Genomic DNA, 18,159 nt, shown 5'->3' with positions numbered 1-18,159 from the left:
CCGAGACCGTAAGAAGCGGCTGCTCGCCTTCATCCAGAACGTCAGCACGCGGAGCAGAATCGTGTGACGGAGATCACGTTAGCGCCCCATGGTCGACTTCGTCCTCACTTTCCGCGCCAATCTCTGGCCACCCCCGGTGGCCCGCTCACTGGCGGCGAGCTTGCCCACCGAGCACGGCATCCAAGGCTGCTGTGAAGACCGACGGTAGAGCCACCAGCGTCAACGAATCTCGCCGCCGCTCCTTCCATCTCATCTGTGCGGCGACGGCCAGCGGCATCAACCGGGCCACCAACTCCGACTCCCCTTCCGCTGCGGCCACCTCCAAAGCCACCGCCAGCAGTCCCGCAGCTACCAACGCCGTCCGCGGAGCCATCCCGAAGCGGCCTGCGGGCCCCGCCCGGTTCCACCGCTGCCCAGCAGCGGCCTCTGCGGCCAGCGCGCCCCGGCCATCCGCAGTCACATCCAACAGGGGGAGAACCTCCGGCACCCCCAGCCGGACTAGCATCGCCGTCGCTTTTAAGGCCGCGAACCACTGACCGGCACTCACCACCTGGCCCGCGAACAGCGCAGGCTGGCGGCGCATCGCCATCTCGAGCACGAGCTGTTGCTGATCAGCGAGTTTGCGATTCACCACGCTCGTGCTGATTTGTGGAATCGGCTGATCGCATACGGTCCCGCTGAGGATCGCGCCGCATCGCAACGGAGCCGGCATCCGTGAGCGAGACAGGCGGCCTGGCTGGCCGGCCGGGCCCCGTCGCACGGAAACGCGGCATCTCGGGCAGAGATCCACCAGCAGCATCCGATGCTCGGGACAAACCGCGGCCCAGCCCAGCTTCCACCAGAGCGGCCACGCTCCGCCCGAAGCCGCCAGGCACTTCGGGCATGCCCGGCTGCCGAAGAACTGCACCCACTCACGGCCCTCTGCCAGGCGGACTGAGTCTTTTTCCCCCACGCGGACACCTGTCAGATCCACAGCCGAGCCGTCGAACACCTCCAGGTGCATCCCACGCACGACCTCGGAGCTCACGCCTGTAGCAGCCTCAATCGCTCTACGCGTCTCCGGCGTCGTGACGATGCCGTACGCCAGTGAACGGACGTCACCTGACGCGCGTACATCCAGCCCTAACGCCTCGACTATCGTCCACGCCGGACATCCGTTCCGCAGGGCCATCCGATCAACCCACGACGCGAACGACTCGCCGGACGCCGGTGCCACCACCAACGCCAGCCGTCGGGGCCATACCGTCATCATTTCCCTGGCTGACCCCCTGCTGTACACGCGCCTACTGACATCTCCGATGGGCCTACTGCCAGGTCCACTGACATCCCTGGTGCCGTACTGACATCTGCAAGGCCGTCAGACAACCCGCCCGCCCTGCGGTCCGAGCCTTGACATATCAAATGAACGGTTTTTTGATATCGCCATAAGGCGCACCACAAGCCCCGAACCGGCGTCTAATGGAACGGAGATCACCGCAAAGTCAGGCGAGACCCAGACAGGAACGAGGCAATGAGAGTACTGATCGACTCCACACGTTGTCAGGGACACGGCCGCTGCTACGACCTCGCCCCCGACGTGTTCGGCGAGGACGACGAAGGCTACGGGACGGTCCTCGGCGACGGCTCCGTCTCGCCGGGCGAGGAGCCTCATGCGCGCCTGGCGGCGTCCAACTGTCCCGAGCGGGCGATCGACGTCGAGGGAGCCGCGCTATGACCGTGGACGACCGCTTCGGTGAGGGCCTCGAAGAGGCGCGCAGGGAACGGTTCCTCAACGGCTACCGGACCGAGGTCGTCACGGACCCCGTCTCCGACTGGGCGACCGACTTCTCCCACGTCGATCCGCAGTGGGCGGCCGACCCGTACTCGATCCAGGACGACCTGCGGCAGCGCTGCCCGATTGCGCACACCGAGCGGTTCGGCGGCGTGTGGCTGCCCACGCGCTACGAGGACGTGGCGGCGATCGCGTACGACACCGAGAAATTCACCTCCCGGGCGATCGTCGTGGGCAACTTCAAGCCCCCCAAGGACCTCGCCCCGGTGGGCGCCGTGCCGCCGATCTCCTCCGACCCGCCCTTCCACCACGACGCGCGCAAACTGCTGCTGCCGGCCTTCACCAAGACCGCCGTCGCCAGGCTGGAGCCGGCGACCAGGACGTTCTGCCACCAGCTCATCGACGCGTTCGAGGGGCGGGACGTCGTCGACGCCGCCCGTGACTACGCCCAGCACATCCCGACGCGGGTCATCGCCGACATGCTCGGCTTCCCGCAGGAGGACGCGCCGATGTTCGGCGAGTTCGTCGAGAGCTCGCTCGAAAGCATCAACCGGCCGCAGGAGGAGCGCATCGCGCGGCTCACCCAGCTGACCGACTACCTGCTCGCGCAGATCCGCGACCATGTCGACAACCCCCGCGACGACCTGACGACCTACCTCCTCAACGCGGAGCTGTTCGGGGAGAAACTCGATCCCAACCACGTGCTGGGCACGATCAACCTGCTGCTCATCGCCGGTATCGACACGACCTGGAGCGCTATCGGGGCCTCGCTGTGGCACCTGGCGAAGACGCCCGCCGACCGCGAGCGCCTGGTGGCCGAGCCCGGGCTGCTGCCGACCGCGATGGAGGAGTTCCTGCGGGCCTACGCGCCGGTCACGATGGCGCGGCTGGTCAGGGAGGACGTGCACTGGAACGGCGTGGACATGAAGGCCGACGACTGGGTGCTGCTGCCGTTCCCGGCGGCCAACCGCGACCCGGCCCAGTTCGACCGGGCGGGCGAGGTGGTCATCGACCGCGAGGTCAACCGGCACGCCGCCTTCGGCCTGGGCATCCATCGCTGCGTCGGCTCCCACCTGGCCCGCATGGAGCTCCGCGTCGCCCTGGAGGTCTGGCTGGAGCGGGTCCCTGACTTCACCCTCGAGGATCCCTCCGCCGTCACCTGGGCCGCCAGCCAGGTCCGCGGCCCCCGTACGCTGCCGATCCGCATCGGCTGAGCCGAGCCGCGCCGGAAGCTGATCCGAGTAGCCGGGAGACTTCGAGGCTGCGAGAGCCGCGGAATCCAGGAAGTCCCCGCATTACGGAAGGGGAACGTCCGGAACGGGACCTAGCATGCCGGGCATGATTGAGGACACCGTTCCGGGCATCGTCCCGGCCGAGCAGGTGACCATCGTCCCCGCCAACGAGGCGTCATGGGACGACCTGGTCGCGATCTTCGGCACCGACGCGGGCCGGTGCCAGTGCCAGAGGTTCAAGGTGGCCGGCTGGATCTGGCGCGATTCCACGCAGGAGCAGCGGACCGCGATGCTCCGGGCGCAGACCGCCTGCGGCGATCCGGACGCCGTGGCCACCAGCGGGCTGGTGGCGTACGTCGGGAACGAGCCGGCGGGCTGGGTCGCGGTCGAGCCGCGGACGGCCTATCCCAAGCTGCGCACCTCTCGCGTCCCGTGGGCCGGCCGCTCCGAGGACAAGGACGACGACGGCGTCTGGGCGGTGACCTGCCTCGTGATCCGCAAGCGCTACCGGGGCCGCGGCCTCACCTATCCCCTCGCCCGGGCCACGATCGGCTACGCCCGTGAGCACGGAGCGCGGGCGCTCGAGGCGTACCCGATGATCACGCAGCCGGGCAAGGAGATCACCTGGGGCGAGCTGCACGTGGGAGCCCGTCAGGTCTTCGAGGAGGCCGGGTTCGCGGAGGTCAGCCACCCCACCGTACGGCGCGTGGTCATGCGGGTCGAGCTCTGACGACCGGGCGACGCGCCGCGAAGAAGGCACCCCAGCGTTGCATGGCCATGCATTGGTGTGTATATACTTCTACTCGTGTCCAAGATGCTCACCTCCCTGCCTGTCGGCGAACGCGTCGGGATCGCCTTCTCCGGCGGCCTCGACACCTCGGTAGCGGTCGCGTGGATGCGCGAGAAGGGTGCTGTGCCGTGCACCTATACCGCTGACATCGGCCAGTACGACGAGCCCGACATCGGCTCGGTGCCCGGCCGCGCCAAGGCGTACGGCGCGGAGGTCGCCCGGCTGGTCGACTGCCGGGCCGCCCTCGTGGAGGAGGGGCTCGCGGCCCTGGCCTGCGGGGCGTTCCACATCCGCTCCGGCGGCCGCACCTACTTCAACACCACCCCGCTCGGGCGGGCCGTCACGGGCACCCTGCTGGTGCGCGCGATGCTCGACGACGGCGTGCAGATCTGGGGCGACGGCTCCACCTTCAAGGGCAACGACATCGAGCGGTTCTACCGTTACGGCCTGCTCGCCAACCCCTCCCTGCGGATCTACAAGCCGTGGCTGGACGCCGACTTCGTCAGCGAGCTCGGCGGCCGCAAGGAGATGTCCGAGTGGCTGCTCGCCCACGGGCTGCCCTACCGCGACAGCACGGAGAAGGCCTACTCCACCGACGCGAACATCTGGGGCGCGACCCACGAGGCCAAGGCGCTCGAGCACCTCGACGCGGGCATCGAGATCGTCGATCCGATCATGGGCGTGCGGTTCTGGGACCCCGCCGTCGAGATCGACACCGAGGACGTCACGATCGGCTTCGAGCAGGGACGGCCGGTCACCGTCAACGGCAAGGAGTTCCCCTCCGCCGTCGACCTGGTGCTCGAGGCCAACGCCATCGGCGGCCGGCACGGCATGGGCATGTCCGACCAGATCGAGAACCGCGTCATCGAGGCCAAGAGCCGGGGCATCTACGAGGCGCCCGGCATGGCCCTGCTGCACGCGGCGTACGAGCGGCTGGTCAACGCCATCCACAACGAGGACACCCTCGCCGCCTACCACAACGAGGGGCGGAAGCTGGGCAGGCTCATGTACGAGGGCCGCTGGCTGGACCCGCAGGCCCTGATGCTGCGCGAGTCGCTGCAGCGCTGGGTCGGCGCGGCGGTCACCGGCGAGGTGACCCTGCGGCTGCGGCGCGGTGAGGACTACTCCATCCTGGAGACGTCCGGGCCGGCGTTCAGCTACCACCCGGACAAGCTCTCCATGGAGCGCACCGAGGACGCGGCGTTCGGGCCGCTCGACCGCATCGGCCAGCTGACCATGCGCAACCTCGACATCGCCGACTCCCGTGCCAAGCTGGAGCAGTATGCCAGGCTCGGCCTGGTCGGCAGCGGGCACCCGACGTTGATCGACGCTGCTCAGCCGGGAGGTCGGTCGGGGCTGGTTGGCTGGGAAAGCACTGCGGCGACCGGGCTGATCGGGGCGATGCCCGAGGGCGGGGCCGAGGCGATCGCCTCCCGCGGTGAGGATGTCGCGGTTCCGGACGACGACGAGCTGCTCGACCACGCCGCGATGGAGTCCGGCACCGACTGAGCACCGCTCCCCCGGGCCGTCCGGGCTCCAGAGCACTGCCCGGCCGCGTGTCCTGCATCGAGGGTGGAGGTGCGCGTGACCGGGATGCTCGTCGAGGAGGGCACGATCCTGTGCTTCTGGAGCAGCACACGGGCAGCGGCCGTTCCTGGTCGCTGCCCGGCGGCAAGGTCGAGCCGGGCGAGTCTCTCGGCGATGCGCTGGTGCGAGAGATGCGCGAGGAGACCGGCCTCGACGTGGCAGCTCAGGCCGGCCGGCCCGGCGCCGGCTCCTACATGGGCGCCAAGGCCAGTATCGGCCTATGACTCCGGTCGCCGTCAGGCCGGCGTCGAGCCGAAGTCGGCCGCGTGGTGGGCGGCCCATTCCGCGTAGGTGAAGGCCGGCCGGCCGGTGACTTCCTCGACCGTGTTGACGGTTTGCGCGCTCTTACCGTCCCTTGCGGCGAGCTGGTCGATGAGCTCGGCGACCGCCGGCGCGGGCATGCCGTAGCCGAGCATCTGATCCCGGAACTGTTCTCGGGGCTGCTCCTCGAACCGCAGCGGCCGGCCGATCGTCTCCGCGATGATCCGCACGCGGTCGATCTGGGTCAGCGACTCGGGTCCGGTGAGGAGACACGCCTCGCCGACACGCCGATCGAGAAGGGCGCGTACGGCGACCGCGGCGATGTCGCGCGGGTCGATCGGGGCCAGCGCCGCATTGCCGTACACTCCGCGGACCACCCCGCCGTGGACGATCTGGGGCGCCCAGGCCAGGTCGTTGGTCATGAACGCGTCGGGGCGCACGAAGGTCCACGGCAACCCGGACGCTTCGACGGCCCGTTCCAGCCGCAGGTGCTGTTCGCTGATCCACCCAGGCGTGACGTAGGTGACTGCTGCCGACGACAGCAGCACCACATGCCCCAGGTGGGCTTTCCGCGCCGCTTCGAGGAATCCGTCGACGGCGTTGAAGACGGGGAACAGGAAGGCGCGGTCCACGCCGGACAGCGCCGCTGCCAGGGTTTCCGGTCGGGTCAGGTCGCCGGGCACGACCTCGACGCCGTCCGGGAAGGAACGGTCGCCGGGGTTGCGAGTGATGACGCGTACCTTCTCGCCCGCTTCGAGCAGTTGGCGGACGACGTTGGCGCCGACGTTTCCGGTGCCACCGGTTACCAGGATCACGGTGGAGATCTCCTTCTCTTCTGAGGTCGAGCCCTCGATACACTGTATTGCTCAATACACTGTATAGCAGGGCCGTCGAGTGCCCGACCCCGCCATCGGCTCTGGACAAGGCGGCACTTGCGTGATCTGACGGAGTAAAAGCGCCGACGATCAGAACAGGAGCACCTGGACATGAGCGACACGCTGCGACTGCACACCGCCGGCACGACCCTGTTGGAGCGGGCCCGCGGCCTGCGCCCGCTGATCGAGCGCGAGGCGGACGCGGCCGAGGCGCAGGGCAGGCTCACCACCCCCGTCGTGGACGCCCTGCACGAGGCAGGACTTTTCGGCATCTGGGTCCCTGTGCCGCTCGGCGGCTCCGAGCTCTCCCCCAGGGAACTCATCGCCGTCTTCGAGGAGCTCTCGTACGCCGACCCCTCGACGGGCTGGGTGGTCATGGCCACCACCCTGGAGAACGGCACGGCCGGCGCCTACCTGGGCGACGAGGCCGTCGAGCGGATCTTCACGGGCGCGCGGATGCCGCTCATCGCGGGCCAGGGCACCCGGCCGGGCACAGCCGTACGCGAGGACGGCGGTTTCCGCCTGAGCGGCCAGTGGAGCTTCGCCTCCGGCATGCTGCACGCCCAGTACGCCCACAGCCTGGGCGCCATCGAGGGCACCGACGAGGTCCGGATCTTCATCACCCCGGTCGAGGACGTCAAGATGCTCGGCAACTGGGACGTCCTGGGCCTGCGCGCGACGGGCAGCATCGACTACGCCATCGAGGACGCCTTCGTGCCGGAGTCGCAGACGCACGTCTTCGACCGGGACGAGCCGTTGCGCGGCGGCGCGATCTTCCGGCTCGGCCTGCTCAACCAGGCGCTGATCTGCCACTCCGCCTGGGCGCTCGGCGTCGGCCGCCGGCTGCTCAACGAGCTGGCCGGCTACGTCGCGGCGCGGACCGGGCGGCCCGGCCAGATCGCCGGCAGCGACGCCTTCCACGCCGGCTTCGCCCGCGCCGAGGCGTCGTTCCGCGCGGCGAAGGCCCTGGTGCACGAGACATGGGAGGACGTGGAGCGCACCCTGGACGCGGGCCGCCACCTCGACGTCCGGCAGGACATGATGGTGCGGCTCGCGCTCAACCACGTCACCTGGACCGTCGCCGAGGTGGCCCGGTTCGCCTACGCGTCGGGCGGCACGATGGCCGTGCGCGACGGGCTGATCCAGCGGCTGTTCAGGGACGTCCACACCGGCACCGCGCACATCACCTCCAGCCCGCAGGCGCTCCAGGAGTGCGGCCGCGAGCTGGCGGGGCTGGCTCCGGGGCAGTCCTGGGTGCTCATGGCCCTGGAGTGATCCACTATTGACACTCTCCCGCCGAGCGTAAAAGATACGGTTGTCCGTACAACTTGGGCGGAGGATGGATGACCGACTGGGAACGCAGGCTCGCTCTCGACCCGTCCGCCGCGGTGCCGCTCTACTACCAGCTGCGCGAGCGGCTGCGGGCGGTCATCCGCGACTGCGAACCCGGCACGATGATCCCCGCCGAGAAGGACCTCATGGCCTACGCGGGCGTGAGCAGGGCCACGGCCCGCCGGGCGATCGGCGACCTGGTGCAGGAGGGCCTGCTGGTGGCCAGGCAAGGGAGCGGCACCTACACCGCGCCGCTGGCCGTCTCCCCCGAGCTGGGCTCGCGGCCGGTCGGGTTCACCGAGACGATGGCGCGGCTGGGCCGCAAGCCCACGACGCAGGTGCTCAGAGCTGGCCTCCAGCACGCCGGGCCCGACGTCGCCGTCGCGCTCGGCGTGCGGGAGCGCCAGGAGGTCGTCTTCGTCGAGCGGCTGCGCCTGCTCGACGGCGTGCCGTGCATGCTGGAGAGCGCCCACCTGCCGGTCGAGCTGGTCCCCGGCATCCTCGACGAGGATCTCACCGGCTCCCTGTACGACCTGCTGCGCACCAAGTACGGCCTGACCCCCGCGAGCGGCCGGGAGACGATCGGCGCGGTCAACGCCGACTACCGCCTCGCCGAGCTGCTGCGCGTGCCGATGGCCGCGGCCCTGCTCGCCACCGCGCGCAGCACGTGCACGGAGAGCGGGATCGCGCTCGAATACACCATCCGCCACGCCCGCGGCGATCTCACCGTGTTCTCCGTGGAGCTCAACGACGCCAAGAACGCGCTGATGGGCCAGTAGCCCCCATACCGGGAGGTCGCGCATGACCAGGTTGTCCCGTCGTGCCCTGCTCAGAACCGCCGCACTCGCGACGGCATCCGGCCTCCTCGCCGCCTGCGGCTCGGACCCGGTCGCCGCGGTCCCCGCCGATGGAGTGCCGCGGGGGAAGCTCTCCGTCTGGCTGCACCAGACCAAGGCGTACGACAAGGTGTTCAACCCGCTGCTGCACAGCTACGTGCAGGAGTTCGGCGGCGTGGACGTCACTCCCCTGTACGTGCCGGTCGACAAGCTCGACGCCAAGCTGCTGACCGCGTTCGCCGGTGACGTGCCGCCCGACCTGTTCAAGATCGGCGGCTGGACCGTCCCCGGCCACGCGCGCAAGGGCCGGCTGGCCCCGATCATGCCCGAGGCCATGGGCGTGGCCGACGAGAAAGCGCTGGTGCAGACGTACGACGAGCATGCGATCGGCTCGCTGTCGTACAACGGCCAACTGTACGGCGTCCCCATCGACTACACGATCTGCTACCTCTACTACCGCCGGGACAGGTTCCTGGAAGCCGGGCTCGATCCGGACAAGCCGCCCGCCACCTGGGAGGAGGTCGCCGAGTACAGCAAGCGGCTGACCTCGGCCGACGGCAAGAAGGTGGGCCTGCAGTGGATCCTGGGCAACCCGCAGTGGACGCTCATGCAGCTGCTCGCCCTGGTCAAGGGGAAGGGCGGCGCGATACTCAGCCCCGACGCCGGCAAGGCCACACTCGCCACGGACCCCGGGGTCGAGGCGCTGCGCTACTACGGCGGCCTGGGCAACCCCAAGCTGTCGAACCCGTTATCCGGTTTCGGGCTCTTCGCCACCGGTGAGGCGGCCATGCTGGTGTCCGGGCTGTTCGCGATGGACCTGTTCCCGACGCTGAACCCCAAGCTGACGTTCGGCAAGGTCTTCGACATCGCGCCGATGCCCCGCTGGGAGGCGGGCCCGCCCGTCGCGCCCGCCTACACCTGGGGCTGGGCGGTCGCCGAGAAGTCCCGGCTCCAGTACACCGCCTGGCACTTCATCGACTACCTCCAGCGCGAGGACGTCGCCGCCACGCAGCTCAAGGACGCGAGCCTGCTCACGCCGGTCAAGGGCTGGGAGAAGCTGCCGGGAGCCGACCAGAAGGCCATTGAGATCATGGCCGACTCGGCCCCGCATGCTGACTTCGGCCCGCAGACACCGGTCTGGAACGAGATGGCCAAAGCGCTGACCGACGCCGCCGACGCGGTGGCGTTCGGCAAGAAGACTCCCGAGCAGGCCGCGGCCGACTTCGACCAGGCGATGCGGATCGCCCTATGACGCTGTCCCTGGAGATCGCACCGCGCGTCGCCCGGGTGTCGGGCAAGGGGCAGCGGTGGGCGGAGGCACGCACCGGCGGCCTGCTGGCGCTCCCCGCCGCCCTGTACTTCCTGCTCTTCTGGCTGGTGCCGTTCGTCTCGGCCGTCTACCTCAGCTTCACCAGCTACGACCTGGCCGGGACGCCGGAGTGGACGGGCCTGGCGAACTACCGCAGGATGCTGGCCGACCCCGGCTTCTGGAACTCGGCGAAGGTCACCGCCGTCTACACCGTCGCGTCCGTGGTCCCGTCGATCGTGTTCGGCCTGGCGCTGGCCGTGCCGCTGAGCAAGCCGGGCCGCTACAACGCCTTTCTCCGCGCGCTGATCATGATCCCCGCCGCGATGCCGCTGGTGGCCTCCTCGATGACCTGGTCGGTGATCTTCGCCGACCAGGGACTGGCGAACACGCTGATCGGGCTGGCCGGCGCCGAGCCGAAGCCGTGGCTGACCGACGAGGGGCTCGCGCTCTGGGCTCTGGTGATCATGACCACGTGGAAGCACCTCGGCCTGTTCGTGATCATCCTGACCGCGGGCCTCCAGGGACTGCCGCCGGCCGTCTTCGAGGCGGCCGCGCTCGACGGTGCGGGTCCTCTACGGATCTTCTACCGCATCACGCTGCCGTTGCTGCGCCGCACGCTGCTGTTCGTGCTGGTCATCGCGGTGGTCGGGGCGATGCAGTCGTTCGTGCCCGCCTTCCTGCTGACCAAGGGCGGGCCGGCGGGCGCGACCGAGGTGCTGCCGCTCTACCTGTGGGCGACCGGCTTCACGTTCGAGCGCATGGGCTACGCGTCGGCGATCGCGATGGTGCTGCTCGTGGCCATGCTGGCGCTCTCGCTCGCGCAGTTCCGCGTGCTGCGGGGAGGCGATGACGAGTGAAGGCCGTGCTCACGCTGGTCGTGGCGGTGCTGCTGCTGCCGGTGTACGCGATGGTCGCCGTCTCCTCGGCCTCGGACGCGAACGACCTGGGCGGGCTGTCGTTCGACCTCTCCCAGCTGGGCGCGCACCTGGCGCAGCTGTTCGGCCAGGGCGGCTTCCCGCTCTACCTGCGCAACAGCCTGGTGCTCGCGCTCGGCGTCGCGGTGCTCGAGGTGATCCTCTCCGGCGCCGCCGGGTACGCGCTCGCGCAGCTCCGCTTCCCCGGCAGCCGCGCGCTGTTCACGGTGATCGTGGGGACGCTGTCGCTGTCGCCGATCGTGGTGCTGGTGCCGATGTACCTCGTCGTCAAGGCGCTGGGCTGGATCGACACCTTCCAGGGCATGATCGTGCCGTTCATGATGAGCGCCTTCGGGGTCTTCCTGGTCCGGCAGTTCGCCCTGGCGCTGCCGCGCGAGCTGCTGCTGTCGGCGCGCGTGGACGGGGCGAGCGAGCTGCGCATCTTCGTCCGAATCGGGCTCCCCCTGCTGCGGCCCGCGCTGCTGACGCTCTTCCTGCTGCAGTTCCTCGCGCAGTGGGACAACCTGCTCTGGCCGCTCATCGTGGCCAACGATCCCGGGCTGTGGCCGCTGCCCGTGGGGCTGTCGCAGCTCCAGACCGAGTACGACTTCAGCATCGGCCTGGTCAGCACCGCCGCGCTGATCACGGCGGTGCCCCCGCTGGCGCTGATGTTCCTGCTGCAGCGCTACTACGTCGCGGGGCTGACGCTGGGAGGGTTGCGGAAATGAGCGCGTTCGGGGAGTGGACGACGGCGTACGGGCTGCCGGCGTTCGCGTACACGATGGACCAGGAGCGGGACCCGCGCGCCGAGTGGGACCCCGTGCTCGACGCGCCCACGCGGCGGCACTTCACCCACGTGGGCAACCGGCGGATCACGCTGGTGTCGGACAACTACGGGCTGAGCGACCTGTTCGACGAGCACACGGGCCTGCTCTGGCTCACCCGGGGAACCGGCGTGACCAGGGTCGGCGGACTTTCCACTGATATTTCGGGGTCTGAGCGGATTTTCGGGCCGACCTTCGCCGTCGTCCGGGTGGCCGACGAGCGCGTGGCCCTGGAGCGCACGGTCCTCTGCCCGGAGGGCGAGCAGCCGTGGGTGCTGATCCGGCTGCGGGTGCGCAACCTGCTCGATTCCCCCGTACGGCTGGAGCTGACCGAGGAATGGGCGGCCAGGGCGGCCAGGATCGAGCTCATCACCGGCCCCGTGGACACCGACGATCCCGGGCTCGAGCTGGAACTGCTGGGCCAGGGGCTGCCAGACGGGGCCAGGACGCGGTCCGGGCTGTTGCGGGTCCCGCTGGAGCTGGAGGCGGGTGCGGAGCAGGTGCTGGACTTCCGCTACGGCCTGCTCGACTCCGAAACCGCGTCCTTGGAGGGCAGCCTGGAGGCTTTGCGCGCCCGGCTGCCCAGCGCCTCCGCGGCGCGGGCGCCGGAGGCCGAACGGGAGATCCCCTGGCACGCCGCCCTGCTCACCGGCGCGGCCTGCGCCGACGGCGTGCTCGGCGGCCACACCCTCGACCAGGGCTCCTGCTACTCCTTCAGGCACGGCTTCAACGGCGCCGCCCGCGACCCGCTGCAGCACGCCCTCCCCCTCGTCTACATCGAGCCCGACCTGGCGCTGTCCGTGCTGCGCAACACGTGCGCATGGGGCGGGCCCGACGGTGACCTGCCCTATGCGCTCGGACCGGACAAGCAGCCCTGGACCGACCTGTTCCGCCCGTCGGACCAGAACCTGTGGGCGCTGTGGCTGGCCGCCGAGTACCTGAGCGCGACGGGCGACGAGGCCGCCTTCCGGGCGGAGGTGCCGTACCACCCGGTCCACGGGGCTGCCGGGGTGCCGCTGCAGGAGAACCTGCGCAGGCAGTTCAGGTTCCTCACCGACACGGTCGGACGGGGCGAGCACGGACACATCCGCATGCTCAACGCCGACTGGAACGACATGGCCATCACCGAGAGCGGCGTGCCCCGCGAGGTGATGATCACGAAGGGCGAGTCCGTCCTGAACTCCGCCATGGCCGCCTGGGTCCTGCCGCGCTACGCGACGCTGGCCGAGCGGCTCGGCGACGCCGCGACCGCCGCCGAGGCCCGCAAGCTCGGCGAGGAGCTGCGCGAGCTGGTCGCGGGCGAGTGGAACGGGCGCTGGTACCGCCGCGCGTACGGCCCGGGAGCGGTCGTCGGCGACGACGATCTGTGGCTGGAGGTGCAGCCTTGGGCCGTTCTGTGCGGGGCCGCCCCGCCTGAGCGGGCCGTGGAGCTGCTGCGCACGATCGAGCGCACTGCCGCCGCCGATTCCCCGTTGGGCGCCCGGCTGCGCTGGCCCGCGCGCGACGCGTACGGCCCCGGCGGGGTCGGCACGATCTGGTACGCGGTCAACATGACGCTCGTCTGGGCCGCCGCCGCCCACCTCCCCGAGCTGGCCTGGGAGTGGTGGCGGCGGATGACGCTGGCCGCGCACACGGAGGCGTACCCGGACGTCTGGGAGGGCACGCTGTCGGGCCCCGACGCGTACCTGGCGCCCGAGACCGGCCGTCCCGGGCGGACGTGGGACCTCGCCGACGTGGGCGTCGCCATGCAGGCGTACCCGGTCGCGAACCTGCACAGCCACTCCCAGCCGCTGCTGGCCTACCTGCGGCTGCTCGGGGTCGAGCCGTTCCGGCGGCCGCGCGGCGGCGCCCGCTTCGCCTCCCGGGTGCTGGAGGTCGGGCCGTGACCCGGCTCGGCATCGACGTGGGCGGCACCCGTACCAAATGGGTGGCGCTGGAGGGGGAGGCGGTCGTCGGGTCGGGCACCGTCCCCACGCCGCCCGGCCCGGACGAGACGGTGGAGCTCGCGGCCTCGCTGGCCTCGGAGCTGGCTCCGGACGCCGAGTCCATCGGGATCGGGCTCCCGGGGCACGTGGACCGCGCCACCGGCACCGCGCTGTTCGTCCCGAATCCGCCGGGCGACTGGGACGGCTATCCGCTGGGCGCCCGGCTGCGGGCGCTGACCGGGGTCCCGGTGGCCGTCGTGAACGACGCCCGCGCGTTCGCGCTCGCCGAACTGGAGCTGGGCGCCGCCCGCGGGCTGGCCGACGTGCTCTTCGCCGTGCTCGGCACCGGCGTGGGCGGGGCCGTGGCGCTGGGTGGCGCCGTCCTCGCCGGGCCGCGCGACAACCTCGGCGAGATCGGGCACGTCACGGTCGCCCCCTGGGGGTCGGCCTGCTGCTGCGGCAACAAGGGCTGCGTGGAGACGTTCGCGGCGGGGCCCGGCATCGTGCGGGCCTTCGGCGGCAGCGTCACCCCGGAGGAGGTGGCCGAGGCGGCCAGGGCGGGTGACGGGCGGGCGGCCCGGGTGTTCGAGCGGGCCGGATGGGCGCTCGGCGTGGCCCTGGGCGACGCGGCCTCGGTCCTCGGCGTCGGCTCGGTGGTCGTGGGCGGCGGCGTCTCCGGCGCGCTCGATCTCATGCGCTCCGCACTGCATGCCCACCTTGCGCGGAGACGGCCGTTGATCGGCGACATCGCGGTGCTGCCCGCCGTACTCGGCCCCCTGGCGGGGGCGATCGGCGCGGCACTTTACGGGAGGAGATCTGGATGAAGTGGATAAGCCGCGCCATAGAGCTGCTCGGTGCGATCGAACGGACACAGGAGGAGGCCCTTGCCGAAGCCGCTCGCATCGCCTCCAAGGCCATCCTCGGCGGCGGAGTGGTGCACACGTTCGGCACCGGACATTCGCGGATGGGCGTGGAGGAGATGTTCCCCCGGTACGGCTCCTACCCCGGCTTCCACCCCATCGTCGAGCTGGCCACGACGTTCTACACCCAGGTGGCCGGCTCGAACGGGATGCGGCAGGCCATGTTCATCGAACGCGTCGAAGGGCTGGCCGACGCCATCCTCGCCAACTTCGAGCTGCGGCCGAGCGACGCGGCGATCGTGTTCAGCGTCAGCGGGCTCAACGCCGTGCCCATCGAGATGGCGATGGGCCTGCGCAAGGCGGGCCTGCCCGTCGTGGCCGTGACCTCGATGAACGAGAGCACGGCCGTCGAGCCGGGACACCCCAGCGGGACCCGGCTCGCCGACCACGCCGACGTCGTGATCGACCTGCGCACGCCGGTGGGCGACGCGCTCTGCCAGGTCGAGGGGCTGGCCGAGCCGGTCGGGCCGGGCAGCACGCTGGCCGCCGTCTCCGTGGTCAACGAGATCAAGGTCCGCACGGCCGAGCTGCTCGTCGCGGGCGGCTGGACGCCGCCGGTCATCTCCAGCGCCAAGCTCGTCGGCGGCCCCCGCTCCGAGGAGCTGTTCGAGGCCGCCTACCTCGAACACGCCCGCCGCGCCGCCGCCGTGCTCAGGAAGCCATGAGCGCGGTGCTGGTGGTCGGGGCGGACGGCGGCATCGGCCGCGCCTGCGTGGCGGCGGTCGAGGCCTCCGGTACGAGCGCGTACGGCGTGGACCTGTCCGGCGGCATCGACATCACCGCGCCGGGCGGGGCCGAGAAGGCCGTGGCCGAGGCGCAGGCCCGGCACGGGCGGATCGCCGGCGTCGTCCACGCGGTCGGCATGTCCGGCCGGCGGCTCGGCGACGGCGGCGTGGCCGAGTGCACGGACGAGGCCTGGCACGAGGTGCACCGGGTCAACCACGAATCGGTCTTCCGGCTGCTGCGCGCGGCGATCCCCGCGCTGCCCGAGGGCGGGTCGATCGTGGTGATCGGCTCGGCGCTCGGCACGTCGATCGACGACGACTTCCGCACGGTGGCCTACGCCTCGGCCAAGGGCGCGCTGATCCCGCTGATCAGGACCGCCGCCCGCGAGGCCGCGCCGCGCGGCGTGCGGGTCAACCTGGTCTCCGCCGGTCTCGTGGCCACGCCGATGAGCGTTCGAGCGCGTACGTCCGCTTCCGTCCAGGCCAGGCTGCCGTCGCTGATGCCGCTCGGCGCGTCGCCCTGCCGGCCGGAGGAGATCGCGCAGGCCGTGCTCTGGCTGCTCTCCCCGCAGTCGGGGCGGACCACGGGCGCGGTCATTCCCGTCGACGGAGGGTGGCATCTGCGGTGAACGTCCTGTGGGAAGGCGACGTGGTCGTCGCCGGCGGCGGCAGTGCCGGCTGCGCGGCGGCCGTCGCGGCGGTGCGGGCCGGCGCGACGTGCCTGCTGGTGGAGCCGGCGGGCTTCCTCGGCGGCACCGGCGCCGCCGTGCTCGACACGTTCTACGGCTTCTACGCCCCCGGCCCGGTCTCGCGGAGGGTGGTCGGCGGGATCGGCTGGGAGGTGTGCGAACGGCTCTTCTCCGCCGGGGCCGCGTTCGAGCGGCCCAACACGTACGGGGCCGGCACCGGCGTCACGTACGAGCCGGAGGAGCTGAAGCTCGTGTGGGACTCGCTCACCTCGGACGCCGACGTGCTGCTGCACGCGAGGGTGTGCGCGTACGTGCCGGGCGCCGGGGTCGAGGTGGAGACCGTGGCGGGCCGGTTCCTGGTCAAGGCCCGCGTGGTCGTGGACGCGACGGGCGACGGCGAGGTGGCGTGGCGGGCCGGGGCCACGCTGGAGCGCCCCGGCATGCGGTCGCAGCCGATGACGGCCACGTTCCGGCTGGGCGGGGTGGACCTGTCGGCCACCGGCACGGCGGAGCTGCACGCGCTGATGGCCGACGCCGACCTGCCCCGGCGCGAGGGCTCGGTGCACAGGACCGTCAACGACGGGATCGTGCACACCAATCTGACCCGGGTGAGCGGGCTCGACCCGACCGACCCTTTCGAGCTGTCGCGTGCCGAGCGCGAGGGACGTGCGCAGGTGAGCGAGTACGTCCGCTTCCTGCGCTCCAAGGTGCCCGGGTACGAGTCGGCGGTGCTGCTGAGCACGTCCGTGCGGATCGGCGTGCGGGAGTCGCGGCGGCTCGTCGGGCGATATGTCCTGACTTCTGATGATGTATTGGCCGGGAGGGATTTTCCCGACACGATCGCCCGGTGCGGCGCGCCGATCGAGGACCACGCCGCGGGGTCGGGCACCCGGTGGGAGTACGTGCACGACTACGGGACCTACGGGATCCCGTACCGGTGCCTGCTGCCGGTCGAGGTCGGCGGGCTGATCGTCGCGGGGCGGTGCCTGTCGGCCACGCACGACGCCCACGCCTCGGCCCGGTCGATGGGGCAGTGCATGGCGATGGGGCAGGCGGCCGGGACGGCCGCGGCGCTGGCCGTACAGGCCGGGGTGGAGCCGGCGGCGGTGGACGTGGAGCTGCTGCGCGCCCGGCTGCGCGAGGAAGGGGCGCTGCTGTGAAGGTCCGTACGGTTCTGGGGGACGTCGAAGAGATCGGCGTCACCTATGCGCATGAGCACCTTTTCATGACCGGTGACTGGCCCGTCCGCAACGAACCCGACTACCGGCTGGACTCCCTGGACGCCGCCGTCGCCGAGGTGGCGGCGGCCCAGCGGCTCGGCCTGTCGGCGGTGGTCGAGATGACGCCGCTGGGCTTCGGCCGCAGCCCGTCGCTGATGAAGGCGCTGGCCGAGCGCACCGGGCTGCACGTGATCGCGGTGACCGGCTTCCACAAGAGCACCTACTACAGCGACGCACACTGGCTGCACCGCTACTCGCCCGACGAGATCACCGAGCTGCTGGTGGCCGAGATCGAGCTGGGCATGGACGAGTACGGGCTGGTCGGGCCGCTGGTACGGCGGTCGTCCGCCCGCGCGGGAGCCATCAAGATCGCGACCGCGTACCACGCGTTCGGGCGCGGGGTGGAGCGGCTGGTGGCCGCCGTGGCCGCCGCCGCGCTCCGCACCGGCGTGCCGGTCGTCACCCACTGCGACAAGGGCACGATGGGGCACGAGCTGCTGGACGCGCTGTCGGACTGCGGCGTGGCGGCCGATCGGGTGGTGCTCGGGCACATCGACCACAATCCCGACGCCGGATATCTCGCCTCGTTGGCGGAGAGAGGGGCGTACCTGGCCTTCGACCGCCCGGGGCGGATCAAGTACGGGCCGGACAGCGAGATCGTCGCGCTCGTCGCCGAACTGGCCGGACGCGGGCTGGGGCATCGGCTGCTGTTCGGCATGGACCTGGCCCGGCGCTCGTACTGGCCGGGGCTGGGCGGTGGGCCGGGGCTGACGTACCTGCTGGAGCGGTTCGTGCCGCGGCTGGAGGCGGCGGGGCTCGGCGAGACGGCCAAGTCGGCGCTGACCGCCAACCCGCACGCCGCCTTCGCGCTACGCCCGCCCTGCTAGCCAAGTTGTACGGATGACCGGAACTCTCATGCTTCGGAGGTGTCACCAACCTTCTCGTTATC

At 71.1% G+C, this 18,159-nt stretch carries 18 protein-coding genes; 16 read left to right on the top strand and 2 right to left on the bottom strand.

Features of this window, described 5'->3' with window-relative positions:
• Positions 1-145: 145 nt before the first annotated feature.
• Positions 146-1,249 carry a TniQ family protein gene (locus tag AB0H84_RS28630; RefSeq protein WP_357610687.1) on the bottom strand — a complete coding sequence of 368 codons (1,104 nt, stop codon included), beginning with the start codon at positions 1,247-1,249 and terminating at the stop codon, positions 146-148.
• Between the two features lie 261 nt (positions 1,250-1,510).
• Between AB0H84_RS28630 and AB0H84_RS28625 the strand changes: the two genes are divergently transcribed.
• The 5 genes from AB0H84_RS28625 (at position 1,511) to AB0H84_RS28605 (ending at position 5,604) form a co-directional block, all read left to right on the top strand.
• A complete protein-coding gene (locus AB0H84_RS28625; RefSeq protein WP_357610562.1) occupies positions 1,511-1,714 on the top strand; it encodes a ferredoxin in 204 nt (67 codons plus the stop codon).
• A complete protein-coding gene (locus tag AB0H84_RS28620) occupies positions 1,711-2,985 on the top strand; it encodes a cytochrome P450 (RefSeq protein WP_357610559.1) in 1,275 nt (424 codons plus the stop codon). The genes AB0H84_RS28625 and AB0H84_RS28620 overlap by 4 nt, the downstream gene beginning before the upstream one ends.
• 124 nt (positions 2,986-3,109) lie before the next feature.
• Positions 3,110-3,733 (top strand): GNAT family N-acetyltransferase, encoded by a 624-nt coding sequence (locus tag AB0H84_RS28615; protein ID WP_357610556.1) that lies wholly within the window; start codon positions 3,110-3,112, stop codon positions 3,731-3,733.
• A 75-nt stretch (positions 3,734-3,808) separates the two neighbouring features.
• Positions 3,809-5,302 carry an argininosuccinate synthase gene (argG, locus tag AB0H84_RS28610; protein ID WP_357610553.1) on the top strand — a complete coding sequence of 498 codons (1,494 nt, stop codon included), beginning with the start codon at positions 3,809-3,811 and terminating at the stop codon, positions 5,300-5,302.
• 110 nt (positions 5,303-5,412) lie between these two features.
• Positions 5,413-5,604, top strand: a complete 192-nt coding sequence (locus AB0H84_RS28605) for an NUDIX hydrolase (protein ID WP_357610550.1) — start codon at positions 5,413-5,415, stop codon at positions 5,602-5,604.
• A gap of 12 nt (positions 5,605-5,616) precedes the next feature.
• Here the strand turns inward: AB0H84_RS28605 and AB0H84_RS28600 are convergent, their stop codons facing one another.
• Complete coding sequence (locus AB0H84_RS28600) at positions 5,617-6,456, bottom strand: NAD(P)H-binding protein (protein WP_357610547.1); 840 nt, start codon at positions 6,454-6,456, stop codon at positions 5,617-5,619.
• Between the two features lie 171 nt (positions 6,457-6,627).
• Between AB0H84_RS28600 and AB0H84_RS28595 the strand changes: the two genes are divergently transcribed.
• The 11 genes from AB0H84_RS28595 (at position 6,628) to AB0H84_RS28545 (ending at position 18,097) form a co-directional block, all read left to right on the top strand.
• Positions 6,628-7,791, top strand: coding sequence for an acyl-CoA dehydrogenase family protein (locus tag AB0H84_RS28595; RefSeq protein ID WP_357610544.1), 1,164 nt, complete (start codon positions 6,628-6,630; stop codon positions 7,789-7,791).
• 68 nt (positions 7,792-7,859) lie between these two features.
• Positions 7,860-8,627: a GntR family transcriptional regulator gene (locus tag AB0H84_RS28590; protein ID WP_357610541.1), complete on the top strand. Its 768-nt coding sequence runs from the start codon at positions 7,860-7,862 to the stop codon at positions 8,625-8,627.
• A 22-nt stretch (positions 8,628-8,649) separates the two neighbouring features.
• The gene (locus AB0H84_RS28585) at positions 8,650-9,936 is read left to right on the top strand and encodes an extracellular solute-binding protein (RefSeq protein ID WP_357610538.1); all 1,287 of its coding nucleotides are present in this window, start codon (positions 8,650-8,652) and stop codon (positions 9,934-9,936) included.
• On the top strand, positions 9,933-10,850 hold the full coding sequence (locus tag AB0H84_RS28580) for a sugar ABC transporter permease (protein ID WP_357610536.1): 918 nt from the start codon (positions 9,933-9,935) through the stop codon (positions 10,848-10,850). The genes AB0H84_RS28585 and AB0H84_RS28580 overlap by 4 nt, the downstream gene beginning before the upstream one ends.
• Entirely contained in the window at positions 10,847-11,635 is a 789-nt protein-coding gene (locus tag AB0H84_RS28575) for a carbohydrate ABC transporter permease (RefSeq protein WP_357610533.1), read from the top strand. The genes AB0H84_RS28580 and AB0H84_RS28575 overlap by 4 nt, the downstream gene beginning before the upstream one ends.
• Entirely contained in the window at positions 11,632-13,617 is a 1,986-nt protein-coding gene (locus AB0H84_RS28570) for a hypothetical protein (protein ID WP_357610531.1), read from the top strand. Before AB0H84_RS28575 ends, AB0H84_RS28570 begins: the two co-directional genes overlap by 4 nt.
• Positions 13,614-14,480 carry an ROK family protein gene (locus AB0H84_RS28565; RefSeq protein WP_357610528.1) on the top strand — a complete coding sequence of 289 codons (867 nt, stop codon included), beginning with the start codon at positions 13,614-13,616 and terminating at the stop codon, positions 14,478-14,480. Before AB0H84_RS28570 ends, AB0H84_RS28565 begins: the two co-directional genes overlap by 4 nt.
• Positions 14,477-15,241: an SIS domain-containing protein gene (locus tag AB0H84_RS28560; RefSeq protein WP_357610525.1), complete on the top strand. Its 765-nt coding sequence runs from the start codon at positions 14,477-14,479 to the stop codon at positions 15,239-15,241. The genes AB0H84_RS28565 and AB0H84_RS28560 overlap by 4 nt, the downstream gene beginning before the upstream one ends.
• A complete protein-coding gene (locus AB0H84_RS28555) occupies positions 15,238-15,930 on the top strand; it encodes an SDR family oxidoreductase (protein WP_357610522.1) in 693 nt (230 codons plus the stop codon). The genes AB0H84_RS28560 and AB0H84_RS28555 overlap by 4 nt, the downstream gene beginning before the upstream one ends.
• Positions 15,927-17,150 carry an FAD-dependent oxidoreductase gene (locus tag AB0H84_RS28550; RefSeq protein WP_357610519.1) on the top strand — a complete coding sequence of 408 codons (1,224 nt, stop codon included), beginning with the start codon at positions 15,927-15,929 and terminating at the stop codon, positions 17,148-17,150. Before AB0H84_RS28555 ends, AB0H84_RS28550 begins: the two co-directional genes overlap by 4 nt.
• On the top strand, positions 17,147-18,097 hold the full coding sequence (locus tag AB0H84_RS28545) for a hypothetical protein (RefSeq protein WP_357610516.1): 951 nt from the start codon (positions 17,147-17,149) through the stop codon (positions 18,095-18,097). The genes AB0H84_RS28550 and AB0H84_RS28545 overlap by 4 nt, the downstream gene beginning before the upstream one ends.
• The last annotated feature ends 62 nt before the right edge of the window (positions 18,098-18,159 follow it).

Origin of the sequence: Nonomuraea sp. NPDC050786, assembly GCF_040654115.1 — a bacterium.
GTDB lineage: Bacteria > Actinomycetota > Actinomycetes > Streptosporangiales > Streptosporangiaceae > Nonomuraea.
The sequence above is the reverse complement of the archived record's forward strand: the minus strand, read 5'-3'. Positions and strand labels throughout refer to the sequence as shown.

Excerpts from the sequence above, each read along its gene's own strand:
- AB0H84_RS28630 (WP_357610687.1), bottom strand. The coding sequence starts at position 1,249 with ATGACGGTATGGCCCCGACGGCTGGCGTTGGTGGTGGCACCGGCGTCC.
- AB0H84_RS28625 (WP_357610562.1), top strand. The coding sequence starts at position 1,511 with ATGAGAGTACTGATCGACTCCACACGTTGTCAGGGACACGGCCGCTGC.
- AB0H84_RS28620 (WP_357610559.1), top strand. The coding sequence starts at position 1,711 with ATGACCGTGGACGACCGCTTCGGTGAGGGCCTCGAAGAGGCGCGCAGG.
- AB0H84_RS28615 (WP_357610556.1), top strand. The coding sequence starts at position 3,110 with ATGATTGAGGACACCGTTCCGGGCATCGTCCCGGCCGAGCAGGTGACC.
- AB0H84_RS28595 (WP_357610544.1), top strand. The coding sequence starts at position 6,628 with ATGAGCGACACGCTGCGACTGCACACCGCCGGCACGACCCTGTTGGAG.
- AB0H84_RS28590 (WP_357610541.1), top strand. The coding sequence starts at position 7,860 with ATGACCGACTGGGAACGCAGGCTCGCTCTCGACCCGTCCGCCGCGGTG.
- AB0H84_RS28585 (WP_357610538.1), top strand. The coding sequence starts at position 8,650 with ATGACCAGGTTGTCCCGTCGTGCCCTGCTCAGAACCGCCGCACTCGCG.
- AB0H84_RS28580 (WP_357610536.1), top strand. The coding sequence starts at position 9,933 with ATGACGCTGTCCCTGGAGATCGCACCGCGCGTCGCCCGGGTGTCGGGC.
- AB0H84_RS28570 (WP_357610531.1), top strand. The coding sequence starts at position 11,632 with ATGAGCGCGTTCGGGGAGTGGACGACGGCGTACGGGCTGCCGGCGTTC.
- AB0H84_RS28560 (WP_357610525.1), top strand. The coding sequence starts at position 14,477 with ATGAAGTGGATAAGCCGCGCCATAGAGCTGCTCGGTGCGATCGAACGG.
- AB0H84_RS28555 (WP_357610522.1), top strand. The coding sequence starts at position 15,238 with ATGAGCGCGGTGCTGGTGGTCGGGGCGGACGGCGGCATCGGCCGCGCC.